Annotated in this window: 23 protein-coding genes; 9 read left to right on the top strand and 14 right to left on the bottom strand. The window is 74.0% G+C overall.

The genetic code is table 11. The annotated features are described in order from the left end of the window. Window positions 1-13 precede the first annotated feature (13 nt). Window positions 14-406, bottom strand: a complete 393-nt coding sequence (locus tag MUK52_RS30660; RefSeq protein ID WP_114055928.1) for an ACT domain-containing protein — start codon at window positions 404-406, stop codon at window positions 14-16. Window positions 407-548: 142 nt separating this feature from the next. Here MUK52_RS30660 and MUK52_RS30655 point away from each other — a divergent pair, with 142 nt between their 5' ends. After that, a complete protein-coding gene (locus tag MUK52_RS30655; protein WP_284581579.1) occupies window positions 549-1,328 on the top strand; it encodes an SDR family NAD(P)-dependent oxidoreductase in 780 nt (259 codons plus the stop codon). Between the two features lie 159 nt (window positions 1,329-1,487). Here the strand turns inward: MUK52_RS30655 and MUK52_RS30650 are convergent, their stop codons facing one another. Further along, entirely contained in the window at window positions 1,488-1,784 is a 297-nt protein-coding gene (locus tag MUK52_RS30650) for a pentapeptide repeat-containing protein (protein WP_114055930.1), read from the bottom strand. A 204-nt stretch (window positions 1,785-1,988) separates the two neighbouring features. Here MUK52_RS30650 and MUK52_RS30645 point away from each other — a divergent pair, with 204 nt between their 5' ends. Beyond that, window positions 1,989-2,387 (top strand): hypothetical protein, encoded by a 399-nt coding sequence (locus tag MUK52_RS30645; protein ID WP_114055931.1) that lies wholly within the window; start codon window positions 1,989-1,991, stop codon window positions 2,385-2,387. A gap of 218 nt (window positions 2,388-2,605) precedes the next feature. On the opposite strand, the gene MUK52_RS30640 is transcribed toward MUK52_RS30645, so the two are convergent. Beyond that, window positions 2,606-3,247 (bottom strand): TetR/AcrR family transcriptional regulator, encoded by a 642-nt coding sequence (locus tag MUK52_RS30640; RefSeq protein WP_284581578.1) that lies wholly within the window; start codon window positions 3,245-3,247, stop codon window positions 2,606-2,608. Window positions 3,248-3,359: 112 nt separating this feature from the next. Between MUK52_RS30640 and MUK52_RS30635 the strand changes: the two genes are divergently transcribed. Then, the gene (locus tag MUK52_RS30635) at window positions 3,360-4,418 is read left to right on the top strand and encodes an aldo/keto reductase (RefSeq protein ID WP_284581577.1); all 1,059 of its coding nucleotides are present in this window, start codon (window positions 3,360-3,362) and stop codon (window positions 4,416-4,418) included. Window positions 4,419-4,649: 231 nt separating this feature from the next. Continuing rightward, complete coding sequence (locus MUK52_RS30630; protein WP_114055934.1) at window positions 4,650-6,719, top strand: phosphocholine-specific phospholipase C; 2,070 nt, start codon at window positions 4,650-4,652, stop codon at window positions 6,717-6,719. 66 nt (window positions 6,720-6,785) lie between these two features. Here MUK52_RS30630 and MUK52_RS30625 read toward each other — a convergent pair whose 3' ends face one another. Further along, complete coding sequence (locus MUK52_RS30625; protein WP_114055935.1) at window positions 6,786-6,989, bottom strand: cold-shock protein; 204 nt, start codon at window positions 6,987-6,989, stop codon at window positions 6,786-6,788. A gap of 291 nt (window positions 6,990-7,280) precedes the next feature. Between MUK52_RS30625 and MUK52_RS30620 the strand changes: the two genes are divergently transcribed. The 3 genes from MUK52_RS30620 to MUK52_RS30610 all read left to right on the top strand — a co-directional run bounded on the left by MUK52_RS30620 (window position 7,281) and on the right by MUK52_RS30610 (window position 8,726). Further along, window positions 7,281-7,625 carry a hypothetical protein gene (locus MUK52_RS30620; protein ID WP_216827089.1) on the top strand — a complete coding sequence of 115 codons (345 nt, stop codon included), beginning with the start codon at window positions 7,281-7,283 and terminating at the stop codon, window positions 7,623-7,625. 138 nt (window positions 7,626-7,763) lie between these two features. After that, window positions 7,764-8,381: a DUF7691 family protein gene (locus MUK52_RS30615; protein ID WP_284581575.1), complete on the top strand. Its 618-nt coding sequence runs from the start codon at window positions 7,764-7,766 to the stop codon at window positions 8,379-8,381. 120 nt (window positions 8,382-8,501) lie between these two features. Beyond that, on the top strand, window positions 8,502-8,726 hold the full coding sequence (locus MUK52_RS30610; RefSeq protein ID WP_284581574.1) for a hypothetical protein: 225 nt from the start codon (window positions 8,502-8,504) through the stop codon (window positions 8,724-8,726). Between the two features lie 20 nt (window positions 8,727-8,746). Here MUK52_RS30610 and MUK52_RS30605 read toward each other — a convergent pair whose 3' ends face one another. After that, on the bottom strand, window positions 8,747-9,514 hold the full coding sequence (locus MUK52_RS30605) for an NPP1 family protein (protein ID WP_114055937.1): 768 nt from the start codon (window positions 9,512-9,514) through the stop codon (window positions 8,747-8,749). Between the two features lie 256 nt (window positions 9,515-9,770). Between MUK52_RS30605 and MUK52_RS30600 the strand changes: the two genes are divergently transcribed. After that, complete coding sequence (locus tag MUK52_RS30600; protein ID WP_114055938.1) at window positions 9,771-10,598, top strand: MerR family transcriptional regulator; 828 nt, start codon at window positions 9,771-9,773, stop codon at window positions 10,596-10,598. A gap of 192 nt (window positions 10,599-10,790) precedes the next feature. On the opposite strand, the gene MUK52_RS30590 is transcribed toward MUK52_RS30600, so the two are convergent. The 9 genes from MUK52_RS30590 to MUK52_RS30550 all read right to left on the bottom strand — a co-directional run bounded on the left by MUK52_RS30590 (window position 10,791) and on the right by MUK52_RS30550 (window position 24,005). Then, window positions 10,791-11,324: a DUF7822 domain-containing protein gene (locus MUK52_RS30590; protein WP_114055939.1), complete on the bottom strand. Its 534-nt coding sequence runs from the start codon at window positions 11,322-11,324 to the stop codon at window positions 10,791-10,793. 202 nt (window positions 11,325-11,526) lie between these two features. Next, on the bottom strand, window positions 11,527-14,736 hold the full coding sequence (locus tag MUK52_RS30585) for a BTAD domain-containing putative transcriptional regulator (protein ID WP_284581573.1): 3,210 nt from the start codon (window positions 14,734-14,736) through the stop codon (window positions 11,527-11,529). A 191-nt stretch (window positions 14,737-14,927) separates the two neighbouring features. Continuing rightward, a complete protein-coding gene (locus tag MUK52_RS30580; protein WP_284581572.1) occupies window positions 14,928-16,526 on the bottom strand; it encodes an NAD(P)/FAD-dependent oxidoreductase in 1,599 nt (532 codons plus the stop codon). 170 nt (window positions 16,527-16,696) lie between these two features. Beyond that, a complete protein-coding gene (locus tag MUK52_RS30575; RefSeq protein WP_284581571.1) occupies window positions 16,697-17,236 on the bottom strand; it encodes an EF-hand domain-containing protein in 540 nt (179 codons plus the stop codon). 156 nt (window positions 17,237-17,392) lie between these two features. Beyond that, a complete protein-coding gene (locus MUK52_RS30570; RefSeq protein ID WP_342777109.1) occupies window positions 17,393-18,943 on the bottom strand; it encodes a DUF4246 domain-containing protein in 1,551 nt (516 codons plus the stop codon). A gap of 83 nt (window positions 18,944-19,026) precedes the next feature. Continuing rightward, entirely contained in the window at window positions 19,027-20,382 is a 1,356-nt protein-coding gene (locus tag MUK52_RS30565) for a cytochrome P450 (RefSeq protein ID WP_246042568.1), read from the bottom strand. A 14-nt stretch (window positions 20,383-20,396) separates the two neighbouring features. Further along, the gene (locus tag MUK52_RS30560; protein WP_114055944.1) at window positions 20,397-21,515 is read right to left on the bottom strand and encodes a selina-4(15),7(11)-diene synthase; all 1,119 of its coding nucleotides are present in this window, start codon (window positions 21,513-21,515) and stop codon (window positions 20,397-20,399) included. Window positions 21,516-21,783: 268 nt separating this feature from the next. Next, complete coding sequence (locus MUK52_RS30555) at window positions 21,784-23,202, bottom strand: cytochrome P450 (protein WP_246042569.1); 1,419 nt, start codon at window positions 23,200-23,202, stop codon at window positions 21,784-21,786. A 215-nt stretch (window positions 23,203-23,417) separates the two neighbouring features. Then, window positions 23,418-24,005, bottom strand: coding sequence for a cysteine hydrolase family protein (locus tag MUK52_RS30550; protein WP_114055945.1), 588 nt, complete (start codon window positions 24,003-24,005; stop codon window positions 23,418-23,420). Window positions 24,006-24,078: 73 nt separating this feature from the next. On the opposite strand from MUK52_RS30550, the gene MUK52_RS30545 reads away from it, so the two are divergent. After that, window positions 24,079-25,092, top strand: a complete 1,014-nt coding sequence (locus MUK52_RS30545; RefSeq protein WP_114055946.1) for a GlxA family transcriptional regulator — start codon at window positions 24,079-24,081, stop codon at window positions 25,090-25,092. The last annotated feature ends 28 nt before the right edge of the window (window positions 25,093-25,120 follow it).

The following is a 25,120-nucleotide window of genomic DNA, read 5'->3' as shown; positions in this document are numbered from 1 at the left end:
GGCGCCGGGCCCGTCAGCCGGCGAGGTCCGCCAGGACGGCCAGGGCCCGGGGTGCCTCGCCGTGCGGCACGAACAGGTGGTCGTGGTGGTAGCCGGCCACGACGTTGCAGCTCAGGCCCGCCGAGGCCAAGGCCGTCGCGAAGGCGGCGGTCAGACCCACCGCGTCCAGGGCGGAGTGCACGCGCAGGGTGATCCACGCGGCGACGTAGTCGTACGCGAGCCCCAGCCGGTCGGCGTCCGCGCGGGGCAGCACCAGGGTCAGCCCCTCCTCTTCGCGGACCGTGGCCACCGGGCGGGTCCCCGCCGGCACCTCGCCTTGCGGGGCGAGCGCGAACACGTACTCCCCCTCGTTGAGCTGCGGGCTCATCGAGGCAAGCAGGGTGCGGAGGTCTTTCTCTCCTGTCATGTCGCCTCCTCGGGCGTTGCCGTGGCGGGGTGGTCCGGCTCGGGCCGGCAGGTGGGCGTGGTGCGGGACCGGCCGCTCGCGGTCGTGCCGCGCCACGGCTGAGCGGTGCCCGGCTGCGGCAGGCTCCTCGTATCCTGCGGGCATGACCTCACAGCGCCACCTCGTGGAACTGTTCTCGCTGGACGGCCTGGTCGCCGTGGTGACCGGCGGGAGCTCCGGCATCGGACGGGCCGTGGCCGGCGCCCTCGCACGCGCCGGGGCCGGCGTCGTCATCGTGGCGCGCAGGGAGGCCGAACTGGCCTCCGCCGTAGACGAGTTCGCGGCAGACGGCTGCCGGGCGGCCTGGGTGAGCGCCGATCTCGGCACGCGTGAGGGGGTGCGCGCCGCGGCGGAGCAGGCGGCCGGGGTGTTCGGCGAGCCGGACATCCTCGTGAACAGCGCAGGGATCAACCTGCGGCCGCCGATGGGCGAGCTGGACGACGCCGTGTGGGACGCCACGATGGCGGTGAACCTGGAGGCGCCCTACCTGCTGGGGCAGCGCTTCGGGCCCGGCATGGCGGAGCGGGGCTTCGGGCGGATCATCCACATCAGCTCGCAGCAGGCGCACCGGGCGTTCGTGCAGAGCGGCGCCTACGGGGTGTCGAAGGGGGCGCTCGAGTCGCTGGCCCGTTCGCAGGCCGAGGCCTGGTCGCCGCACGGGGTCACGTGCAACGCGCTGGTGCCCGGCTTCGTTGTGACCCCGCTCAACGCGCGGCTGTCGTCCGACGAGGAGACGGTGGCGGCGCTGGCCCGGCGGACGCTGGTCGGACGGAACGGCCTGGCCGAGGACTTGGCCGGTGCGGCCGTGTTCCTCGCCGGCCGGTCGTCCGGCTACATCACGGGCCAGGCGATCTTCGTGGACGGCGGGTTCTCGGCCCACTGAGCCTCCCCGCGCCGCTCTCCCGCCGGTGCCGGCCGCGCCTGCGCAGGGGGGAGGCCCCCGCATGCGGTGGTGGGCTGGTGCCGCCACCGCACCGGAGGTCGTCATCGGGGCCGGGAACCGCGGCGGTCGAGCAGCCGGCGGGCTCGCGGGACCGTGCTGCTAGTTGCCGATGCCGGAGCTGCCGACGCCCGTGTTGCCGAGGCCGGAGCTGCCCACTCCGGAGTTGCCGAGGCCGGAGTTGCCGACGCCTTCGTTGGCCAGGCCGGAGTTGCCCACTCCCAGGTTGGCGAGACCGGAGTTGCCCACTCCCAGGTTGGCGATGCCCGAGTTGCCGACACCGGAGTTCCCGATGCCCGAGTTGCCGACGCCGTCGGCGGCGGCCGCCGCGGCTCCGCCGAGGCCGAGGGCCGCGGCGGCACCCAGCACGACGGTGAAACGGAGAAGACCTGCACGCATTGCATACCTCCTGAGTGCGGTGCGTTTGCGGTACATCAGTAGCATTTGCCCCCTGCGCGGTTGTGGAATATACGACTGTCGTGGTCGTGTCGGCACCGGCTGGCGTACACCCGGCCCGTCCGCCGCGCCGGATAATGGCCGGGTTCCGGTGCGGGTGCACCGGGAGGGGCGGGCAGCCCCGAGGACGGAGGGGTACGGGGAGCGGTGGAACTCGAAGAGGGCGTGCGGGTCAGGCTGGCAGCGGACCTCGGGCTGGCCGGTTCCGTCACCGCGGCCGGGGGCTCCGCGGTCGAGGCGGGTGCCGCCGCCGGGTTCCTGGTGCTGGCCGCGGGCTGCGAGGGGACCGTCGAGCGCGTGGACGAGCACGTACGGGAACCGGGCCCGCAGGTGCGGGAGTACGAGCGGCTCACGTCGCTCCTCGACAGCTTCGGCACCCAGATGCCGCCGGCGAGCCGCCGCAGGGTCGAGGAGCAGGCCGGGGCCCTGGAACCGGAGTGGGCCGCCTGGCAGCAGGACCGGCGCCGGGTGACGGTGCGGGTCCGCTTCGACAACGGGTTCGTCCTCGGCGACGCGCCGGCGGGCCTCTTCACCCCCGCGCCCTGACATCCGGCCCGCCGGGCCGCTGCGGCGGAGCGGACATCCGCGGAACCGCCCGGACCGCCCGAGCGCGTCCCCGGCGTACGACCTCACGGCCAGACGGCCCGGAACCCGGCGCGGCCGGGCGCCGTCGGCAAGGGCCGGGCCGACGGGCGGCAGGCCCCTCCCCCACCAGGCGGAGCGGCCGGGTGCGGCTCGGCACCGCGCTCCTGTGCGCCCGAGCGTCAGCCCTCCGCGGGTTCCGGGCCCGCCACGGCGAACACGCCCGCGCGGGCGGCGGCCGCGGCGGCGCGGGCGGCGCGCTCGGCCGCGGCGGCGTCCGGGGGCGTGCCGGTCGTCAGCAGCCGGTAGTAGAGGGGCGCGGAGACGCTCCGGACGACCTCCTCCGCATCCGTGTCCGGCGGGAGTTCGCCGCGGGCGACGGCCTGGCGGACGCAGGGCGCCCACTCGGCGACACGGACGGCGTAGAAGCGGTGCAGGGCCTCGGCCGCCCGGGGGTCCGTACCGGCGGCCGCGATCACGGCCCGGAACAGCGGGCCCTGGCGCGGGTCGGCGAGGGTCCGGCGGACCAGGTCGGCGTTGGCGAGGAGGTCGCCGTCCAGGGAGCCCGTCTCGGTGCGGGGCGCGGACTGCTCCGCCATGTCGCCGAGGAGGTCCGCGACGAGCCCGGAGGGCGTGCCCCACCTGCGGTAGACGGTGGTCTTGCCGACTTCGGCGCGCCGGGCCACCTCGGCCAGGTCCAGCCGGTCGAAGCCGGCTTCGGCGAGCAGGTCGCCCGCCGCGTCCAGCACAGCCGCCCGCACGCGGGCAGTCCGGCCGCCGGGCCGCAGGGTGCCCGGCTCCGTGCTCTCACCATCCGACGCCATAACGGGTCTCCAGTTCCATTAATACGCTTCCGCTGTTACGGTGGAACCAGCTTAAGGGGTCCACAGTTCCTTTAATGCGTATCCGCTCATCCTTTTCACGAGGGGGCTCGTCATGGAGTACAGGCAGCTCGGCACCTCCGGTCTCAGCGTCCCGGTCCTGAGCTTCGGCGCCGGGACGTTCGGCGGCGAAGGGCCGCTCTTCGGGGCGTGGGGCGACACCGGCGTCCGCGGGGCGCGCCGCATGGTCGACATCTGCATCGACGCCGGGATCACGCTCTTCGACACCGCCGACGTGTACTCGGCCGGAGCCTCGGAGTCCGTCCTGGGCGCGGCGGTGAAGGGCCGGCGCGACCGGGTTCTGCTCTCCACCAAGGCGGGCCTGCCGATGGGCGACGGGCCCGGCGACGCCGGTACCTCCGGGGCACGCCTGATCCGGTCCGCCGAGGACGCCCTGCGCCGGCTCGGCACCGACCGGATCGACCTGTTCCAGCTGCACGCCTTCGATGCAGCCACCCCGGTCGAGGAGGTGCTGTCGGCGCTCGACACGCTGGTGCGCGCGGGGAAGATCCGCCACGTCGGCGTCTCCAACTTCGCGGGCTGGCAGCTGATGAAGTCCCTGGCCGCGGCCGACCGCCACGGCTTCCCCCGGTACGCCGCCCACCAGGTGTACTACTCGCTCGTCGGCCGCGACTACGAGTGGGAGCTGATGCCGCTGGGCCGTGACCAGGGCGTCGGCGCCCTCGTGTGGAGCCCGCTCGGCTGGGGCCGCCTCACCGGCAGGGTACGGCGCGGCCGGCCGCTGCCGGAGGGCAGCCGGCTGCACGCGACCGCGGACTACGGCCCGCCCGTCGACGACGAACTGCTCTACGACGTCGTCGACGTGCTCGACGCGATCGCACGGGAGACCGGCCGGTCGATCCCGCAGGTCGCGCTCAACTGGCTGCTGGGCCGCCCCACCGTGTCGTCCGTGATCATCGGCGCCCGCACCGAGGAGCAGCTGCGGCAGAACATCGGCGCCGTCGGTTGGAGCCTGACGCCGGAGCAGAGCGCGCGGCTGGACGCCGTGAGCCACCGCCCGGCGCCCTATCCGTACTTCCCGTACGAGCGCCAGGAGGGCTTCGCCCGCCTCAACCCCCCGCTGGCGGCCCCGGCTCCGGGCCGGGCCGCGTAGGGCCGGGAGCGCGGGCGGAAGCACGGGCGGCACGCGGTCGGCACGGGCGGAGGCGGCGCGGGAGCGGTCGCGGGCGGGCGGACAGGCGGAGGATGCGGCCGAACTGCCCGGGTATCCGGCTGCCGTTCGCCTGGCGTATCCCCCGCCGTCACCCCGGGCTCCCCCTCCGGCCCCCGGCGCCCGCTGTCCTGGGGGCCGTTCCCCGCCCCCTACCCGCAGAGGTCGTCCGCCATGGCAGAACTCAACCGCCGCCGCTTCCTTCAGCTCACCGGCGGCACCGCCGCCCTGGGCGTGCTGGGCGAGAGCATCGCGCGCGCCGCCGCCATCCCGGCTCAGGGCTCCACCGGCACCATCGCCGATGTCGAGCACATCGTCGTCCTCATGCAGGAGAACCGTTCCTTCGACCACTACTTCGGCAGGCTGCGCGGCGTGCGCGGCTTCGGCGACCCGCGCCCGGTGACCCTCCCGAGCGGCAAGCCCGTCTGGCACCAGGCCGACAGGACGGGCAAGGTGACGCTGCCCTTCCGGCCGCCGTCGGACGACCTCGGCATGGAGTTCCTGCAGGGCCTCAACCACGACTGGGCAGGCGGCCAGAGCGCCTTCAACAAGGGCAGGTACGACAACTGGGTGCCGGCCAAGACGCCCACCACGATGGCGTACCTGGGCCGCGAGGACATCCCGTTCCACTACGCCCTCGCCGACGCGTTCACGGTTTGCGACGCCTACCACTGCTCGTTCATCGGCTCCACCGACCCCAACCGCTACTACCTGTGGTCCGGCCACACCGGCAACGACGGCAAGGGGGGCGGCCCCGTCCTCAACAACGCCGAACTCGGCTACGGGTGGACGACCTACCCGGAGCGGCTGGAGGCGGCGGGCGTCTCCTGGAAGGTCTACCAGGACATCGGCGACGGTCTCGACGCGGCCGGCCACTGGGGCTGGATCAACGACGCCTACCGGGGCAACTACGGCGACAACTCGCTCCTGTACTTCAACGCCTACCGCAACGCACAGCCCGGCAGCCCCCTGCACGAGAAGGCCCGCACGGGCACCGACGCCAAGGCCGGCGAGGGCTACTTCGACCGGCTCCGGGCGGACGTGAAGTCCGGCAGGCTGCCGCAGGTCTCCTGGATCGCGGCCCCCGAGGCCTTCAGCGAGCACTCCAACTGGCCGTCCAACTACGGCGCCTGGTACATCGCGCAGGTCCTCGACGCGCTCACCTCGAACCCGGACGTGTGGGCCCGTACCGCCCTGTTCATCACCTATGACGAGAACGACGGGTTCTTCGACCACGTCGTCCCGCCGTACGCCCCGGCCAACGCCGGCCAGGGCCTGTCCACGGTGCCGACCGCCCTCGACGTCTTCCCGGGCAAACCCGGTTACACGGCCGGGCCGTACGGGCTGGGCCCGCGCGTGCCGATGCTCGTCGTCTCACCGTGGAGCACCGGCGGCTACTCCTGCTCCGAGACCTTCGACCACACCTCCGTCATCCGCTTCATGGAGAAGCGCTTCGGCGTCCACGAGCCGAACATCTCGCCGTGGCGCCGCGCCGTCTGCGGCGACCTGACCTCCGCGTTCGACTTCGGCCGCAGCGACACCGGCGCCGTTCCGCTGCCCGACACGGGTGCCTGGGAGCCGCGGGACCGCGAGCGGCACCCCGACTTCACGGCCCCCGCGCCCGCCGTGGGCAGCATGCCCCGCCAGGAGAGGGGCGCACGGCCCACCCGCCCGCTGGGGTACGCCCCGTACGTGGACGGCACGGCGCTCACCGCGGAGGGGAGGTTCCGGCTGACGTTCAGCGGCGGGCCGGCGCTGGGCGCGCAGTTCCTCGTCACCTCCGGAAACCGCACCGACGCCCCCTGGACGTACACGACGGCGGCCGGCGCGTCGATCGCGGACACCTGGAACACCCGCTACTCGGGCGGGGTCACCGACCTGACGGTGCACGGCCCGAACGGCTTCGTGCGCCGCTTCCGCAACCCCGGGACGGTCCCCGGGCCCGAGGTCACCGCCCGCCACAACGCCGCGACCGGCAACCTGGACCTCACCTGCACCAACAGGGGGGATGCGACGGCGGTCCTCACCGTCACCAGCGCCTACGGCGGGAGCCCGCAGCGCCTCACCGTCGCGCGGGGCGCCTCGGTCGCGCACACCGTGTCCCTGCTGGGCAGCCGCCACTGGTACGACGTGACGGTCACCGCGTCCGGTACCGCGGACTTCCTGCGGCGTTTCGCGGGCAAGGTCGAGACCGGGGCGCCCGGCCTGTCGGATCCGGCGATCCTGACCGACCCTTCGTCCTGACGCGGACAAACGACGGCGCGGTCCGCCCCGGTGGGGCGGACCGCGCCGCGCGGCATCACGCTCGGGTCAGGCCGCGGTGATGTTCTCCGCCTGCGGGCCCTTCTGGCCGGCGGTGACGTCGAAGTTCACGCGCTGGCCTTCCTGCAGCTCGCGGAAGCCGTTGGCGACGATGTTCGAGTAGTGGGCGAAGACGTCCGGGCCGCCGCCGTCCTGCTCGATGAAGCCGAAGCCCTTTTCAGCGTTGAACCACTTCACGGTACCGGTAGCCATGAGTTCTCCTTCTGGGAGTTTTTGGGTCGCACACCGTGCGCGGCCCCGTCGCTGAAATGAGCCCATCCGGAGGTGCCGGAAAACAAAAAGTGCGCCCATCGCATAGCGTCGGGCGCACACAAATCCATGGGGTGCCAAAACTGCAACGTGACCAGGCTAGCACGGATCGTCGCCGGAGCCACTGCCTCCGGGGGCGGGCATCGGGGGTCGGTGGTGCGGGGTCGCACGGGTGCGGCGCAGAGCCCAGACTGGTACCAGCCGTCGCGGCTCCGGCGGAGGTCCCGGAGCCCGGTGAGCGGGAGGCAGAACGTGGTCATCACCCACCACCTCGCGGAAGGCGTCCTGTACGTGCAGGTGCCGCGGGAGCTGGACGTCGGCAACCGGGCGGCGGCCGCCCTGGAGATCGAGGCGCTGGTGCACGCCCACCGCCCCGGACGGGTGGAGGTCCGGCTGCCGTCGCGCCACCCCTCCCCCATGACCTTCAGCGCGCTGGCCCGCGTCCACCGCATGTGCCAGAGCCTCGGCGTCCCCCTCGCCACGACCGGCCCCGACGGGGAGGCGCCGCCGGAGCCCCTCGCCGGCGCCCTCCCGGACCGGCCCCACCAGCTGGAACACGGCGCGCGGCACGACCACTGACCCGGCGCGGCGGGCGCCCCGGCGCCGTGGGTGGCGCTCCGAGGCGGCGGTCACATCCCGACGTGCTGCGGTGTGGCCCGGGCGTCCGGGGTCTCCCCTTCGGCGATCATGGACGCCGGCATACGGAGGAGTGGGGCTGTGGGGAACCTGGAGATGAGCACCGGCGACATGCGGGACGTGATCCGCCTGCTGACGGCGGTGGAGCGGACACCCGAGCAGGACAGGGTCCTCGCAGCGGCGCGGGAGCAGTGCACGCGGGCGGATGCGCGGTTCGAGAACGAGGGCGTCCGGCTGGACGTACCGGTCGCACAGGCCCTGGAGGAGCTGCTGGAGGGCGCGCCCAGCGCGGACGAGGGGCTCGGCTACATGTACGCCTTCCAGGCGCTGGTCGCGGTGCAGTTCTCCGACACCTGCGATCTCGGCCACTGGAACCGGCCGTCATGGTTCCACACCGTCGACGACGAGATGACCCGCCTCGGGGTCCCCGGAGACCTGGCGCCGGCCTCGCTGCTGTTCGGCGGGCCGCCGCTGCGCCTGCCGCATCCCGGTGACGCCGTGCCCCGCATGGGCACCTTCCCGGCCTCCCGGGCCGCGGAGGTCGTCGAGGCCTACGAGGCGGTCCTCGACCGGCTCGACCCCGACGTCCGCGAGACGGCGGAGGTGCTGCTGGGGCCGATGCGGGACGAGGCCCGCGAGTGGGAGGCCGCGAAGGCGGCGGGCCGGACGGAGGACACCCTCTTCTTCTGGCTCCACTGAGCTCCCCGGCCGCCGTGTGCGCCGGGACCGCGCGCGCCGTGCCGGGCGCGGGCCCGGCGCCCCGTATATGTTCTGTGCTGCCGTCGGAAGCGGCCGACGGCTCCGCAGCGAGGTGGGGCGATGGACCAGAGGACACCGGCGGGCCCCGACGAGCCGGGGCAGCTCTCCGACGAGGAGATGATGAGGCTGGTCGACGAGATGCTGGAGAGCATCCCGCCCGAGGAGGCCGAGGCCTACCTCGCGGCCGTCGCCGACGGCGGGGAGGCCCCTCGGCCCGCGCCCGTCGACCTGACTCCCGCGCAGGCGCACGACCTCCTGATCTTCCTCCACCGCGGCGGCGGCTGAGCAGCGGGCGCGGCGAGCGGCTAGACGTAGGGGTCGAAGGGGATGCCTGCGGGCTTCGCCTCGGCCAGGTGCGACTGGAAGGAGCCGTCCTTCAGGCCGAAGTGCGCGCTGCCGAAGTCGGCCTGGCTGAGCTTGTCACGCAGGGCAGCCGGGTAGCCGGACCAGCCGACGAGCGCGGGGAACTGCCAGGTCCGCTTGTGGTTCTCCGGCGGTTCGTCGTTGGTGTTGGCGGCCCGGAAGCAGTGGGTGCCCCAGCCGTCCTTGTGGTACACGACCTTGGGGTGGCTGCCGTCCCAGCGGATCCGGTCGCGGGAGTGGATCACGAAGTCGCCGTGGGCGGACGTGGCGACGTACTGGGCCTCGTTGTCCCGGATCCACACCACGACGTGTTCCCAGTCGTGGCGGTGGCCGCCGAGGCTGATGCCGGGTATGGCCTGGTCCTTCTCGAAGTAGAGCGCGTAGACCACGGCGCACCATCCGTTGTTGCAGGTGGCTCGGGAGTAGCTGTTGGTGTTGTCGAGGTCGGTGGCGTCCCGGCAGTTGCCGTCGAGGGCTCCGGTGGGCTTGAGGCCGCTGTTGAGGACGCCGTTCGACCCTATGGCGGGGGTCGGGTAGCAGCCGTCGGTGTCGTAGTCGAAGGCGGGCTGGAAGGCCAGCTCCATCGGCTCGGCGTTGGCGGGGAGCGCCGGCGGGGGCGCGGCGAACGCGGTCTGTGGCACGCCGATGACCAGGGCGAGGGCGGCGCCCAGGGTGACGGCTGTTCTGCGGAGGTGACGGTTCGCGCGCACGGCGGGCCTCCCGGCCTATGGGGGGGGTGGTGGCGTGGCAAATGCAGGGCGCCGGTCACCGCCCCGGCGGAACACGCCCGGAGCATCATTGGCGAACGGGATCGGCAGGGCAAGGGCCGTGCGCAACAAATACCGGGAATGCAGAGCGAGTTGGGAGCTTCGTACGCTGATGCGGAGAGTGCACCGGCAGGCGGATGAGGCGGGCCGGCAGGGGCGGGTTGACCTTGCCCCTGGGGAAGACGGGAGCGTTGCCGGCATGGAGGAAGACGCACTGCTCGGGATCGGAGTGTTCGCCCGCCGGGCCCGTCTGTCGCAGAAGGCCCTGCGGCTGTACGGCCGCCAGGGTCTGCTGCCGCCGGACCACGTCGATCCGGTCACCGGCTACCGGTACTACCGGGAGAGCCGGCTGGGCGACGCCCGGCTGATCGTGCGGCTGCGCGGGCTGGACATGCCGCTGGCGCAGGTCGCCGCCGTTCTGGCGGCCGCGCCGGCGGAGGCCGCCCGGCTGGTGGCCGCGTACTGGGACGAGGTCGAGCGCCGCGTCGCGGCCCAGCGGGAGCTGGCCGCACACCTCCGTATCCACCTGCTCGGAGACGAAGGGATGACGGACGACATGTACGAGATCGGGACGCGCGAGGTGGCGCAGCAGCTGGTGCTCGTCGAACAGCGGCACATCACACCGGAGGAGCTCCCCCGCTGGATTCCGGCGGCCCTGGGCCGGCTGGCCCCGGTGGCCGAGGCGCACGGAGGCGTCTTCGGCCCCCCGTTCGTCGTCTACCACGGGGAGGTGAACGAGGACGGCGACGGCCCGGTGGAGCTGTGCGTGCCCGTGGATCCGGCCCGTGAGGGCGGGCTGCCCGCGGCCCACCGGATCGAGCCGGCGCGGGTGGAGGCGTACACGCGCATCACGAAGGCGCAGACGGCCTACCCGCAGATCCTGTCCGCGTACGACGCGGTGTACGCGTGGGCGGCCGCCCGCGGCCGGGCCCCGGCGGGCTCGCCTCGTGAGGTCTACTTCGCGGACTGGGCGGCGATCGGCGCGGCCGATCCCGCCTGCGACATCGCCCTTCCCCTCGCGGAGTGAGCGGCCGCCGGCCCGCGGCGCCGACCCGGTCCGCTGCCGCTTCCTGCCCGCCCTGCGGGCTGCGCCCGCCCACCCGGCGGACCTCGCCCTGAGGCGATCGGCGTCCCCCGTACCCGACTGCCGGACCACCTGGCCTGCCTGCGCGACCGCGGCCCGGCCGCCGTGGCACCGGACGGCCGGTGGACCGGGTGGTCAGCCGGGGAAGGAGAAGTAGAGGACGTCGCTGTAGAAGGAGTCGAAGTGCTCCTCCCAGTCCGTGCGGATCGAGGCCAGCCATGCGTCGTCGCGGCCGGCGATCGCCTCCTCCGCCCGGGCCACGGCGGCGGGGATGTCGTCGGCGACAAGGCGTCGGACTCCCGCCTCGGGGTCGTCGTCCGTGAGGGAGACCATCTCGCCGGTCTCCAGGACGAAATACCGCGCCCGCTGCTTCTCCAGGTGGGCCGTGGTCTGCTCGACGCACCGGGCGAAGCCGGCGTCGTCCTCCAGGCCGCGGCCGACCGCGCGCAGGAGGTCGCCGAGCAGGGCGGCGCCACCGGCGTAGTCCGCCGCGATGCCTATGCGGGGGTTCCAGATCATGGACGGGACGATGGCCGTCCCGCGCCCGACCAGGAGCTGGTGGGCGAGCGGAATCGACCAGTTGTGTTGCGAGACGCAGCGGATCGCCTGGGCGTTCTCCTGCTCGGTGGGCAGGGTGTCGGCGGCGTAGAGGTATGAGCGGTTGGCCATGTGGGCGACCGTAACAGCGGGGTCCGACAGTGCCGGCCGGAGAAGGGGGCGCCCTGGGCGGAGCTGCGGGCTGACGTACTGCCGGCCCGCCGCCCCGCTCGCTGTGTGGGCGGCGGTCGTGGCCGCCCTGGCGATCCGGCCCCGCAGCGAGGACGGTACGGCCTGATCGGCCGGGACGGGGGCAGGGGCGGGCGCGGCCGGCTCAGCCGGTGGTGAGCAGGGCCGCGACCTCGGCCGGGGTGAGCGCGGCGCCCTCCGCCGCCTCCTTCCCGTAGCGGTCCGGGCCGAGCAGGGCGCGGGCCTCGTCCGGGATCGCCGCGACGGCGGCCTGCTCCAGCACGGAGCGCGGGTGCCCCGCGCGCCACGCCGTGGCCGCGCCGAGGACCCGCACGGCCTCCCCGGTGCGTCCCGCCCGCGACAGCAGCGCTGCCGCGGTGTCGGCGAGCGAGGCCAGGACGCGCTCCGCGCAGTGCGCGGCGACGGCGCCGGCCAGCGCCGGCCCGATGGCGGCGAGGCCCGCCTCCGGGCCGGCTTCACGCCCCCGCAGCACGGCGTCGATGTTGTCGAGGCCGGCGATGAGCTGGGCAGGAGCCGCAAACCGGGCGGCATCCGCGCGGGCCCGCCCGTGCACGGCTCGGGCCGCCGCGAGGTCTCCGCGGATGAGGGCGACGAGGCTCGACAGCAGTCCGGCGTAGGCGCGGACGTCGTACACGCCGCCGTACCGGTCGACCTCGCGGGCCGACTCGGCCAGGAGCCGCTCCGCGCCGGCGAAATCCCCTGCGCAGAGTGCGGCTTCGGCGATGCGGGCCGTGATGAACGGCGTCTCCGTGTGGGCCCCCACCTCGCGGGCGAGGCGCAGGCATTCGTCGAACTCGCCGCGCGCCGCACCGTACCGGCCCCGGGATAGCGCCGCCTCGCCGGCGGCGGCCGCCGCCTGGGCGCGGGTCCACCGGTCGCCCACCCGTTCGGCGAGGTCGTGGAGTTCGGCGAGGTCCGCGTCGACGGCGGGCAGGCCGCCGGTGACGTCGAGGGCGAGGTGGGTGCGCAGCAGGAGCGTGACGCCCAGCTCCCAGGCCCCGCCGTGGCGGCGGCAGTTCTCGACCGCCGTGTCGAGGGCTCCGCGGACGTCGAGGACGTCTCCGGCGAGGAGGAGGGTCATGGGCCAGAGCATCCCGGGGAAGCGGGCCGTCTCGGGCCCGGGCCTCGCGAACACCTTCCGCATGCGCTCGGCGAGCGCGGCGTTGGCGGGAGTGCGGAACTCCTCGGGCGTCTCGCCCTGGGCGCGCAGGAAGACGTCGAGCATGCGGACGCGCATCAGGCGCCAGTAGGCGGGGGTGCCCTCGGGCGGCTCGGCGGACCGGTTCCGCAGGATGCGGCCCACCCAGTCGGCGCCCTCGGCGCGGTAGTTGCGCAGCCACCAGAACCAGCCGAGTGCGACGGCGAAACGCTCCCCGGCTTCGGCCGATCCGGCCCCGGTGGTGTGCCGCAGGGCCGCCCGGAGGTTGTCCAGCTCGGTCTCGACGCGCCGGATCCACGGCAGCTGGGCGGAGCCGCGCAGCAGCGGCTCGGCCTCCTCGGCGAGGGCCAGGAAGTACGCGGCGTGCCGGTCGGCGGCCGCGAGGCGGTCGGCGTCGTCCGCGGCGGCGCGTTCGGCGGCGTACTCGTGGATCGTCTCCAGCATCCGGTAGCGCATGCCGCGGCTGTCGGGGTCGGGGGTGGCCACGACGAGGGACTTGTCGACGAGCGAGCCGAGGAGGCCGGCGGTGTCCGGGCCGCTGCCTTCACCGCAGACGGCCTCGGCAGCCGCCAGGTCGCAGCCGCCGGCGAAGACGGAGAGCCTGCGCAGGACGGTCCGCTCCGCCTCGTCGAGGAGGTCCCACGACCAGTCGACGACGGCGCGCAGGGTCTGCTGGCGCGGCAGGACCGTACGGGCTCCGCCGGTCAGGAGCCGGAAGCGGTCGTCGAGGCGGTCGGCGATCTGGCGCGGGGTGAGCAGCCTCAGCCGGGCGGCGGCCAGTTCGATGGCCAGCGGAAGGCCGTCGAGGCGGGTGCACGTCTCGGCGACGGCATCAGGGTCGTCGTCCGGGGTGAAGCCGGGCAGGGCCGCGGCGGCGCGGTCGGCGAAGAGGCGGTGCGCGGGCCCCGGCGGGAGCGGCCCGACGGGGCGGAGTGTCTCGCCGGGCACGCCGAGGGGTTCGCGGCTCGTCGCGAGGATCCGGACGCCGGGGCAGTGGGTGAGGAGGAGTTCGGCAAGTTCGGCGGCGGCGCCGACGACGTGCTCGCAGTTGTCGAGGATGATCAGCAGGCGGCGGTCGGCGCACAGTTCGACGAGCCGCGCGGCGGGGTCGGCCGCGGGTGCCTCGCGGGCCACGAGGGTGTCCTCGCGCAGGCCGAGGGCGCTGAGGACGGCGCCGGGAACGGCGCCGGGCTGGTCGAGGCGGGCGAGTTCGACCAGCCACACCGGGTCCGGGTGGGCGGCGGCGCCTTCCTCGGCGAGCCGGGTCTTGCCGGAGCCGCCCGGCCCCGTGAGGGTGACGAGGCGCAGGCCGGCGAGGTCGTCCCGGAGGGCGGCCAGTTCCTGTTCGCGTCCGACGAAGGAGTTCAGGCGCGGCCGCAGGTTGCCGCCCGCGGGCCCGGGGCGCTCGCCCGCGGGCGCGGCGGCGGGGTTCAGCAGTTCGGCGTGCAGGGCGACGAGTTCGGGACCCGGGTCGGCGCCGAGGGCGTCTGCGAGGGTGCGGCGGGTGCGCTCGTACGCGGCGAGGGCCTCGGCGGGCCGGCCGGCCGCCCGCAGGGCCCGCAGCTGCTGGGCGCGCAGCGTCTCGTCGTACGGGTTCTCCCGGATCAGCGCCTCGATCTGGGCCGGCAGCCCCGCCGGGTCCGCGGCGCCGGAGCGCAGGTCGGCCTCGATGCGGTCGCGCAGGGCGGTGGTGCGCCGTGCTTCGAGGGGGGCGGCGTGCCGGCTGCGGGCGGGTTCGGGGAGGTCGGCGAGGGCCGGGCCGCGCCACAGGTCGAGGGCGGAGCGCAGGTGGGCGGCGGCGCCGGCGGGATCGGCGGGGGCCGCGGTCAGCCGGGCGCGGCCTTCGCGGGCGAGGCGGGTGAAGCGGTGCAGGTCGACGTCGTCGCGGTCGGCGACGGCGAGGCGGTAGCCGCCGGCAGGGTCGGCGAGGACGGTGTCCCGTCCGCCGAGCGCCCGGCGCAGGCGGGCGACGAGCGCCTGGAGGGCGGCCGGGGCGTCCCGGGGAGGCCGGTCGCCCCAGACGTCGTCGACGAGGTCGGTGACGGAGGCGGCGGCCGGGCCGCCGGCGCGCAGGGCGAGGGCGGCCAGGAGCGCGCGCAGGCGCGCCCCGCCTATCGGAAGGGGGGAGCCGGCCGCGCTGCGCGCTTCGGTGACGCCGAGGATGAGGTAACGCACCGGGCCCATTGTGCCGGACCCCCGGCGGGCCGCCGCGGCGCCCCGGCCCGGGTGCGCGGCCCCCCGCCATCGGGCCGTGCACGGGGTGTCGGCCAGGCCCGCGGAGTCCGGCGCCGTGCCGCGCACGGGCGTACGCCGGCGGGTCCGGCAGCGGCGGGTCGCGACACCGGGGGCGCCGGCCCGAGTCCCCGTCAGAAGCCGCAGACGGCGCGGGCGTCCGGGAAGAGGGCGGGGTGGCGGCGCCGGTACTCGACCAGGCACTGGGCGACCGCGGCGCCCTCCCCCACGGCGGCGCCGACCCGCTTGACCGATCCGGCGCGCACGTCGCCGACGGCGAACACGCCGGGGACGCTGGTCTCCATCGGCAGCGCGTCCCCGCCGGCCGCTCCGCTTCCGGTGAGGACGTAGCCGCGGTCGTCGAGGGCGAGCGCCCCGCCGAGCCAGTCGGTCGAGGGGTGGCCGCCGATCAGGACGTACAGGCAGTGTGCGGTGACGGTCTGCTCCCTGCCGTCGCGCTCGCGCAGGCGGAGGCCGGTGAGGGTGGTCTCGCCGAGGCATTCCGCGACCTCGGTGCCGAGGAGGACGCGCAGGCCGGGCGTGCGCCCGATGCGCCGGACCAGGTAGTCGGACATGGAGGCGCCGAGGTCGGTGCCCCGTACGAGGAGGGTGACGGTGCGGGCGTAGCGGGCGAAGTAGAGGGCGGCCTGGCCGGCGGAGTTGCCGGCGCCGACCATGTAGACGTCCTCGCCGGCGGCCGAGGGCGCGTCGGAGAGGCACGAGCCGTAGTAGACGCCGGAGTTGAGCAGGCGGTCGACGCCGGGGGCCGTCAGGCGGTTCCAGTCCACGCCGGTGGCGACGACCACCGCGGCGGCGGTCACGGAGGCCGTCTCGTCGGTGCCCGCCTTGACGAAGTCGATCCGGTGGCGGCCGTCCTCCGCGGGCGAGACCCGGCTGGCGACGCGCGTGGGCTGCCATTCGACGCGGGCGCGGCGGGCCTGCTGCAGGGCGCGCTGGGCGAGGTCGCCGCCGGTGAGGCCGGTCGGGAAGCCGAGGTAGTTCTCGATCCGCGAGGTCGTCCCCGCCTGCCCGCCGGGCGCATCGTCCTCGATGACGACGACGCTCATGCCCTCGGCGGCCGCGTACACCGCCGCGGACAGGCCTCCGGGACCGCCGCCGATCACGGCGACGTCGTAGTGGTCCTGCCCGGCGGGGCGGATCAGGCCGAGCCGTTCGGCGAGTTCGCTGATCGACGGGTCCGCCATCTCGGTGCCGTCGCCGAGGCGGACGGTCACCGGCGCGTCCCGCGCCTCCTGCTCGGGCAGCCAGCGGAAGATGACGCCGCTGCGGCCGAGGAAGTCGCGCACCGCGTAGGCGGCGGGCGAGAAGCGGCTTCCGCGCACCTCGGCGGTGGGCAGTTCGCCGCGGGCGTCGGCGTTCCAGGTGCACAGGGAGTCGTCGAGCGCGCCGCGCAGGTCCTCGGTGCGGCTCCCGGGGGCCGGGGTGATGTCCGCGGCGGCGGGGGCGGCGTCGCGGTGGCGGGCCAGCGGCAGCCAGCGGACTCCGGGATGCCGGGCGTCACCGGGGGCCGGGGCCTCGTCGGCGAGGACGGCCGCGACGGGTACCCGGCGGTCCGCCAGCGAATCCAGCGCCCGGACCACCTCTGCCGGCCCGCCGACCTGGAGCACCCGGAAGGAGGTCCGGTACCAGCTCTGCACCAGCTCGGCCGTCTCGTGGCGGCGGAGCGGGTCGGGGTCGGAGAGGACAATCACCGGCAGTGCGGCATCGGCCATCAAGGGATCCTCCAAGGGGAGCGGGCTGGGATGATCGGCTTCCGCTGGGGGTCAACGAGCGGGCGGGCGATACGAAGCGGCCTCGGTCCGGCCGGAGCGCGGCGGGGCGGGGCGGGGCGGGTGCGGGGCCGTCGGGCCCACGCCCCGCCCCCGCCCCGGACCGGTCGGGATCAGAGGCGGCCGAAGAAGTGGTTGCCGCGGGCGGTGTGGTCCTCGCTGGTGTAGTACTCCTTCATCGCGCGGCTGATCTCGTCACGGCTCAACTGGCCGTCGCCGTCGGAGTCGAGCCCGTTGAACGCCTCCTCGAAGGTCTCGCGGGGCAGGCGGAACATGCCGTGGAGGAGGTCGGTGTACTCCTCGCGGCTGAGCATGCCGTCGCCGTCGCGGTCGCCGAGCTCGGTCCAGGCGTTGCTCATGCTCCTGATGCGGTCCCAGATCCGGTTCTGGTCGGTGACGATGCGCGCCCGGAACGCCGCCCGGAACTCCAGGCGGCCGACGCCGCCGTCGCCGTCGCGGTCCATCTTCTGGAAGACGGCGTCCCAGAGGTCCTCCAGCGAGCCGCGGAGTCCGGCGACGGCGTCGGGGGCGACGCCGAGCGACTCGGCGAGCTTGTCCGAGAGGCCGGTCACGTCCGACTTGCGGAGCCGTCCGTCGCGGTCCGCGTCGAAGACGTCGAAGGACCGGTCGAGCTTCATGTCCAGCACGCTCACAGCAGGCATCCCCTTCACTCGGTTCGGTCCGCCGAATCTAGTCCGGTGAAGGGGGAAGCCATGACCGTGATCACCCGTTTGGAGCGCAGCACACCCGTACGGGCGACGTTCTCCCGTTCAAACCCGTACGTCCGCGACGGGCACGCGCTCGGGCCGTCAGTGCTCGCAGAGGGAGAATTCCCGTTCGTAGACCTGCTCGTTGTGCTCGGCGACGAAGAACTTGCGTTCCTGCATGAGTTCCTCGCGGTACTGCTTCGCCTGCTCCAGCGTCATGGTCGCGGTGCCGGCCCACGGCTGCTGCGGGGGCACGTCGGAGGTCGAGACGATCGTCTCCGACGGGTCGACGAGGAAGAACGCAAGGATCTTGCGGTGCCCGGGGCGGGCGGGGTCCGCGAGCCGGAACGCGTCGACGCGGTGCTGCAGGACGTTCGGGAACGCCAGGCAGCGGCCCGCCGGGGTCGGCACCGATCCCAGCACCTGGTTCAGCGCGTCCTCGTCCTCCAGGCCGTAGACCTCGCGCACCCCGTTGCCGTCGTTCTGCTCGTAGTACGGGTCGTCGAGTGCCGCGCGGAAGCCCAGGCGGCTTTCGGTGATGTTCTCGCTGTCCCAGTAGTAGATGCCGGTCGAGACGATCCGCTCGTTCAGCATCCCCTCGACGTGCCAGGAGCCGCCCGGGTACTCGGGCTGCTCCGGGGTGAGGTGGACCGTGGCGAGCTTGACGATGACCTGGAGCCGGCGGCCGCGCAGGTCGACCCGGGAGGAGGCGCCGGGCAGCTCGGGCGGGGTGAACTCCGGGGCGTCCGGGACGACCGGCCTGCGGTTCTGCCACCAGTCGTCCTGGGCCTTCCCCCACGCGTGGAGTGCCGCCTGGTAGGCCTGGTCGTCGTCGAACGCAGCCCTGTCCGGGCGTTCCGGTTCCGAGTCGTACCAGTCGTAGGGGTCCGCCTCGATCCGCAGGGGCCGCGGGTGCCGCAGATCGGTGAGGACGTTCTCCAGCAGCGGGAGCATACGGGCGAACAGGTCGGGCAGGACGGCGGCGAGTTCCCGGTGCTCCTCGGGGTGCACGTTGTTGACGTACGAGCGGAACACGACCTGGCCGTCGTCGCTGACGTCGACGTCGCTCGGCAGCCACTGGAACTTCTCGGAGAACTCGTGCTTCGAGTAGGAGGCCGTCGGGTTCCGCCAGGCCCGCTCGGGCCCGCCGCTGACCTCCCGCACCAGGCAGAACAGGGAGGGGTGCACCAGGTCGAGCACCTGGCCGCCGGATCCGGGATGCCAGTCCTTCTGCTCCTCGGGGACCTCCTCCAGCACCCGCACCGCCTCGCGCAGCCGGGAGCGGAGCCCGTCGTCGACCAGGGTGTCGGACTGCCACACCCCGTCGACGGCGGACACCTCGATGCCGGTGCCGGCGTCCCGAAGCCGGGCGTAGTGCGCGAGTTCGGCGAGGACGTACGCCACCTGCGCCTCGGTGAGTCCCTGGGCGACGGCTTCCCGCGTCCACCGGGCGACGACCTCCGGGTCGTCCTTCTTGTCGAACCACCCCTGCTTGGCCCGGATATGGGCGCTGCACTGCATCATCTCAACCTCCCGCAGGGTGCGGGGGGTCGCGAACAGTGCGGAGCGCACGGACTCAAAGGGCAGGGGGAAAGCAGACTTGCCGGTCAATTGCCTCGGCCTTTCGGACGGATGTGCGACGACGGGCACCATAGCCGAGCCGACCGACACCCCGCCCGCGCGCCCGCCGGCTCCGCGACTTGCCCGTGTGCGGAGCCGGCGTACGGACCCGGGTGTCAGCGGGCGGTGCCCCGGGGGTGGACTTCCATCGGCACGTGATCCGGGTGGGCCATCGCGGACGCCGCTTCCCGCGGGCTGTGCCCGGGGCACGGGCGGAGCTGCCACCGGGACAGGACCGTCGCCAGGACGATCGTCGCCTCCGTCCAGGCGAACGCGTCCCCGATGCAACGGCGGTTGCCCGACCCGAACGGCACGAACGCCTCGCGGGGTATGTCCCCCCGGCGCTCGGGCAGCCACCGGTCCGGGTCGAAGCGGTCCGGGTCCGCGTACAGTGCCGGGTCGCGGTGCAGGGCGTAGAGGCTGAAGGCGACCTCCGTGCCCGCGGGGAGGCGGAACCCGCCCAGTTCCACCTCCTCGGTGGTGCGGCGCATGAGCAGCGTCACGCCGTGGAGGCGGATCACCTCGTCCAGCACACGCCGGATCCCGACCAGCCGGGGCACGTCCGCGATCGTCGCCGGACGGCCTTCCAGGACCTCGTCGACCTCCGCCACGAGCTGCTTCTCGACCTCCGGGTGGCGGGCGATCTCGTGGAACGCCCAGGACAGGGTGGAGGCCGTGGTCTCGGTGCCCGCGAAGAGGATCGTGACGAGCTCGTCGCGGACCTCCTCGTCGGTGAGCGCCTCCCCCGTGTCGGCGTCCCGCGCGTCGAGCAGGACCGACAGCAGGTCGCCTCCGCCCTGGTGCCCCTCGCCCGACCGGCGGGTGCCGGCGATCACGTCGTCGATCACCTGGCGCATGCTGCGGGCCGCGGCGTCGAAGGCGCGGTTCGGCGGGATCGGGAGGTGGTCGAGCGCCTTGGGCGAGGCCGCCCGGAGCAGCATGTTCTTCAGGATCACGGGCAGGTCCCGGCGCACCGCCTCGACCGCGGGCCGCCCGATGTCCGTGGAGAACATCGTCGCGGCCAGGATCTCCACGGCCAGCTCGCCCATGACCTGTTCGACCGCGATCGTCTGCCCGGGCGTCCAGGAGTCGGCGAGGGCGCGGGCCCGGCTGCTCATCGTCTCGGCGTAGCCGGCGATGCACGTCTGGTGGAACATCGGTTGGATGAGCCTGCGGTGCCGGCGGTGGACGTCGCCTCCCGCCGTGGCCAGGCCGTTGCCGACCAGCGGGCGCACGCGGTCGTACAGGCGGCCCTTCTCGAAGGCCCGCGCCTGGCCGACGGTGACGTCGCGGACGAGGGCCGCGCTGGTGACGACGTACATGGGCATGCTGCCCAGGTCCACGCGGACCAGGTCGCCGACGTCCCGGAGCGACCGCAGGAACGCGAGGGGGTCGCGTCCCAGCTTCAGGGCGTGGCCGAGCAGGGGCACCCGCCCGGGCGCGGGCGGGATCGATTCCAGCCCTTGGGGCACGGTGAATCCTTTCATCAGGGGGTGGGCGCGAGCAGGGCGGGCATCGGCATCCGGGCGCTCGGCACGCGCCGCTGCGGATCCGGGAGGAGGTTCCACCACCAGGAGACGGCGGGGATCTCCAACGGCTCGCCGTCGTCGACGACGGGTGTCTGGCGGAAGCTGGTGGGGAGGCTGGCCGGGTCTTCGGGGGTGGTGTAGCGGTGCGACGACACGCCCCAGTCCTGCGAACCCCGGATGAAGCTGCCGAGCCCCTGGAAATACGTGCGCAGCTGCGGGCTCGCCTGGTCGGCGAGGCTCTCCTGCAGGCGCATGAAGAGGCACATCACGCGGTCGCGCTGCTCGATGGCCGTGGCCAGCGCCTGATCGGGCGTCAGGCCGCGTTCCTCCTGGAGCACTCGGATGGCGTTGAGGTAGTAGCCGTCGCCCCGGCTCTCCTTGTGGTGGGAGAAGAGGTCGTTGTCCCAGGTGATGACGAAGGAGGCCATTTCGGTGGCCGCCCGGACGTACGGCTGGTCGCGCTCGTGCATCGGCAGCTCGTACCCGTGCCCCATCTCCAGGAGCGGGTACACCACGGTCGTCGCGCCGTCGTAGAGGCGCATCAGCGTGTAGTCGGCCAGGGACGGCACCGTCCCCTCGCGGCGGTGGGATGCCTCCCACACCACGGAGAAGAAGTACTCGCGCAGGGCGTTGCACCAGGCCGCGGCCTGGCCGGCCGTGCCGTGGCGGGAGACCCGGCGTGTCAGGTCGCGCAGCCCGTCGGCGAGGGAGTCGTCGAGGAGCATGGGCGCTTCCGGGTTCTGCGCCACGCGCAGCAGGCGGTGCAGCACACCCGCCAGGTCTCCCGGTCTTCGCCCGAGCGCGCCCTCCTCGCAGAAGCCGTCGTCGACGGCGAAGAGCCACAGGACGAAGTCGGAGAGGAGGGCCACCACCGGCTCCTGCCCTGCGGGCAGGATGCGGGCGGCGAACGTGCCGATGCTGTGGCGCAGGAGGCGCGTGCGCAGCTCGTCGGACCCCACCTGGAAGGCCTCCGCCCACGCCGCGGTGTGTGCTTCGACAGCCTGGTACCGCGGGTGGATGGCCGGCGGGATGGGCGTGTAGATGGGCGGGACTATGAGTCCCGGCTCATTCTTCACTCGTAATCGCCTTTCAGCCGTCGTGCGACGCAACTACCGGCCTGCGCGCAGCTGGCGTCGGTGAGGCTCCCAGCTAAGCCTGGCGCCATGCACGAGTGATCATCATCCCGGCGCATCGTACCCATCGGAACTGGCGCGTCCAATAGTGCCCGCACATGGCACGTGCAGGTGGGGCGGCCAAACCACCAGGCATGGGGCGAGCGGCACCACACCGGCTCCTGCCTCCGGGGCGGCGCCGGGAGCCCGTGCCGGGCAACTGCGGCAGGAATCAGCGCAGTTTCAGCAGGGACTTCCACCAGGGCCGGCGGGCCGTCGCGGTGTGGTGCTGCCCGTGCTGCCGCGCGCCGGCGGTGAAGGCCGAAACCGGCGGGTGCGCCGCGGCGTCCGGCTGCGCCGTGGGGGCCGGGGTGACGCGGCGGGGCGGGAACCGCACCGGCAGCGAGTTGACACGTGTGGACACCCAGGACGTGGTCAGGCTGAGCTCGTCGGCCGCGGCGCGGAGTTCCAGGCCGGGCAGCTCCGAGAGGAGCGTGTCGATGCCGGCCTCCGCGATGGCCCTGCCGATGTCCCGGCCGGGGCACTCGTGCGGGCCGCTGCTGAACGCCAGATGGGACCGGTTCCCGTGCACGGGGAGGGACAGGTCGGAGCGGATGTCCGGGTCGACGTTGCCGGCCGCCAGCCCGAGGAGCAGCATGTCTCCCTGCCGGATCGGCTGGTCTCCGAGGACGGTGTCGCCCGTCGCCCAGCGTCCGGGGACGACCGACAGGGGCGGCGCGTCCCAGAGGACCTGCTCCAGGGCGTCCGGGAGGGTCATGTGGCCGCCCGCGAGGCTGGCCCGGAACCGCGGGTCCGTCAGCACCATGCGGAGGGTGTTCGCGATCAGGTTGACCGTGGTCTCGTTGGCCGCGACGAGGACGAGCCGCAGGTGCTCCAGGACCTCGTCGTCGGTGAGGTTGGAGGCGTGGCCGATCAGCCAGCTGGCGAAGTCGCGGCCGGGTGCGCCCTTCTTCTGCTGCACGAGTTCGCGGAGGGTGTCGACCAGGAAGTCGTTGCTCGCGAGCGCGGTCTGACTGCCCTTCATCAGGTCCAGGCAGGCGCTCACCAGATGGGGCCCGTACCGGTCGGGCATGCCCAGGAGCTGGCACATGACGAGCATCGGCAGCTTCTCCGCGTACTGCGCGACCAGGTCGGCCTGGCCTGACAGGGCGAACGCGTCCACCAGCTGCTTGGTGTGCCGTACGACGTACCGGCGGATTCCGCGCCGGTCGACCTGGGCCAGGCTGTCGGTGACGGCGCCGCGCAGCCGCTCGTGCTCCGCGCCGTCCGCGAACACGCAGATGGGCTGCCAGCCGACCGTCGGCCCCAGGGGCGAGTCGGGTGAGACCCTGCCCTCCTGGAAGGCGGTCCAGCGGCGCGAGTCGCGGGAGAACAGGGTCGGCTTGCGCATCACTTCGAGGTTCTCGCGATGCCCCAGCACCAGCCAGGCCGGGAGGTCGCCGTGCAGGAGTACGGGCGCGACGGCGCCGTGCCGGGCGCGCAGGGCCTCGTAGAAGGCGGACGGGTCCGCCAGCGCCTCGGGGCCGTACAGCCGGGCTATCCCGGAGCCGCCCTGAACGTGCGCAGGGCAGCCCGGCGGCGGCACCGCGCCATGGCCGTGTCCCGGGTGTTCTGGACGCAAGGTACTCACAGGGCCTCCGTAGCCGCGGCTGAATGGGATGAGGACACGCGCTGCGCGGAACCGCCGCGCGTTCTCGTGTCACCGGCACCGGTCCGACAACCGCACCACGGCAGTTGTACAAGATCCAAGCACCTCGCAGCATAACGGCGGCGAATTCCGGCCACCCATCGCGCAGGATCCCGCCAGACGCTCCCAGGGGGCCGTGTGCTCCGCGCCCCGCCTGATCAGGTACGGGCTGCGGCCGTCAGGGCCGCCGTGTCGACCACCCGGGCGAAGCCGCCGCCGTGGAGGGAGGCGGCCGTCGCGCGGGCCAGGTCGTCGGCCGTCACGGGCCGTCCGTCCGGGCCGGTCAGGTCGAAGGTGTGGGTGGCGTCGAGGGCGAACAGGACGTCGTAGCCGAGGTTGCCGGCCATGCGGGCGGTGGTCTCCACGCACATGTTGGTCTGGATGCCGGCCAGCACGATCCGGGTGATGCCGGCCTCCCGCAGCCATGCGTCGAGGTCGGGGGTGCCGTAGAACGCCGAGTTCACCGACTTCGTGACGAGCAGTTCGAGGCCGGCGCCGCTGCCGCGCCGGGCCTCCACGTAGTCCTTGAAGGCGTTCCCCGCGGACCCGGCCCGCAAGGGCGAGCCGGGGCTGACCGAGTCGTGCCGGACGAAGACGACGGGCCGGCCCGTGTCCTTCCAGGCCGTGATCAGGGAGGCGATGTTGCCGTCGGCCGCAGGGTTGTTGCGGGGGCCCCAGTAGGCCGCGTCGTCGAAGCCCTTCTGGACGTCCACGACGACCAGCGCGGTGTTCTCTGTGATCTCCATGCCGCCATCCTGCCCCTCGCCCCGCCCTGCTTCCAGGAGGCAGGAAGACAGCGATCGATGGTTTACTGCCGCCATGAACCGACCGGCGCCGGCCCACCGCATCGCCCTGCTCGCCTTCCCCGGCATCCGGGCCTTCGACGTCTCGGTCGTCACGGAGGTGTGGGGCGTGGACCGCACCGACCGGGGGGTGCCCGCCTTCGAGCTGCGCCGGGTGGCCGCCGGGCCCGATCCGGTGCCGATGCGGGGCGGGCTCGCCCTCACGCCGGACCGCACCCTCGCCTGGCTGCCCCGGGCCCGGCTCGTCCTCGTTCCCGGCCTGGACGAGCACGCCGAGCCGGCGCCCGAGCCCGTCCTCGCGGCGCTGCGCCGCGCCCACGCGCGCGGCACCGCCATCGCCGCCCTGTGCGGCGGCGCGTTCACCCTGGCCCAGGCGGGGCTGCTCGACGGCCGCCGGGCGCTGACCCACTGGGCCCTGGCCGACCTGCTGCGCGCCCGGCACCCGCGCGTGCGGGTCGGGCCCGACGCCCTGTTCGTCGAGGACGGCAACGTGTGGACCTCCGCCGGCACCGCGGCCGGCATCGACCTGTGCCTGCACCTGGTGCGCACCGCCCACGGGGCGGAGGCCGCCGCGGCCATCGCCCGGTCGATGGTCACCGCCCCGTTCCGGACGGGCGGCCAGGCCCAGTTCATCGAGCGCCCGACGCCCCGCACGGACCGCGGCGCGGACGCGCTGGCCGGCGTACGGGCGTACGCGCTGGCGCACCTCGACGAGCCCCTCGGCGTCGCCGCGCTGGCCGCCCGCGCGGGCATGTCGCCGCGCTCGTTCGCCCGGAACTTCGCCGCCGCCACCGGGACCACGCCGCTGCGGTGGCTCCTGGAGCACCGCATCGCCGCCGCGCAGAAGCTGCTGGAGCGTACCGACCTGCCCGTGCCCGAGGTCGCCCGGCGGGCCGGGTTCGGCAGCGAGGTGACCATGAGGCAGCACTTCGCGTCCCGCCTGGGGACGAGTCCGCGCGCCTACCGCGCCTCGTTCGCAGGGGAAGGGTCGAACCAAGAGCCGAATTCCGGATTCGCGGGCTCCTCGTGATCACACCCGCTCCGCCGCCGTTGGTGGT

It is taken from the genome of Streptomyces sp. 2P-4 (assembly GCF_030167965.1).
Lineage (GTDB): Bacteria > Actinomycetota > Actinomycetes > Streptomycetales > Streptomycetaceae > Streptomyces > Streptomyces globosus_A.
Note: the sequence above shows the minus strand (reverse complement) of the source record. Positions and strands in the feature narration are given on the sequence as shown.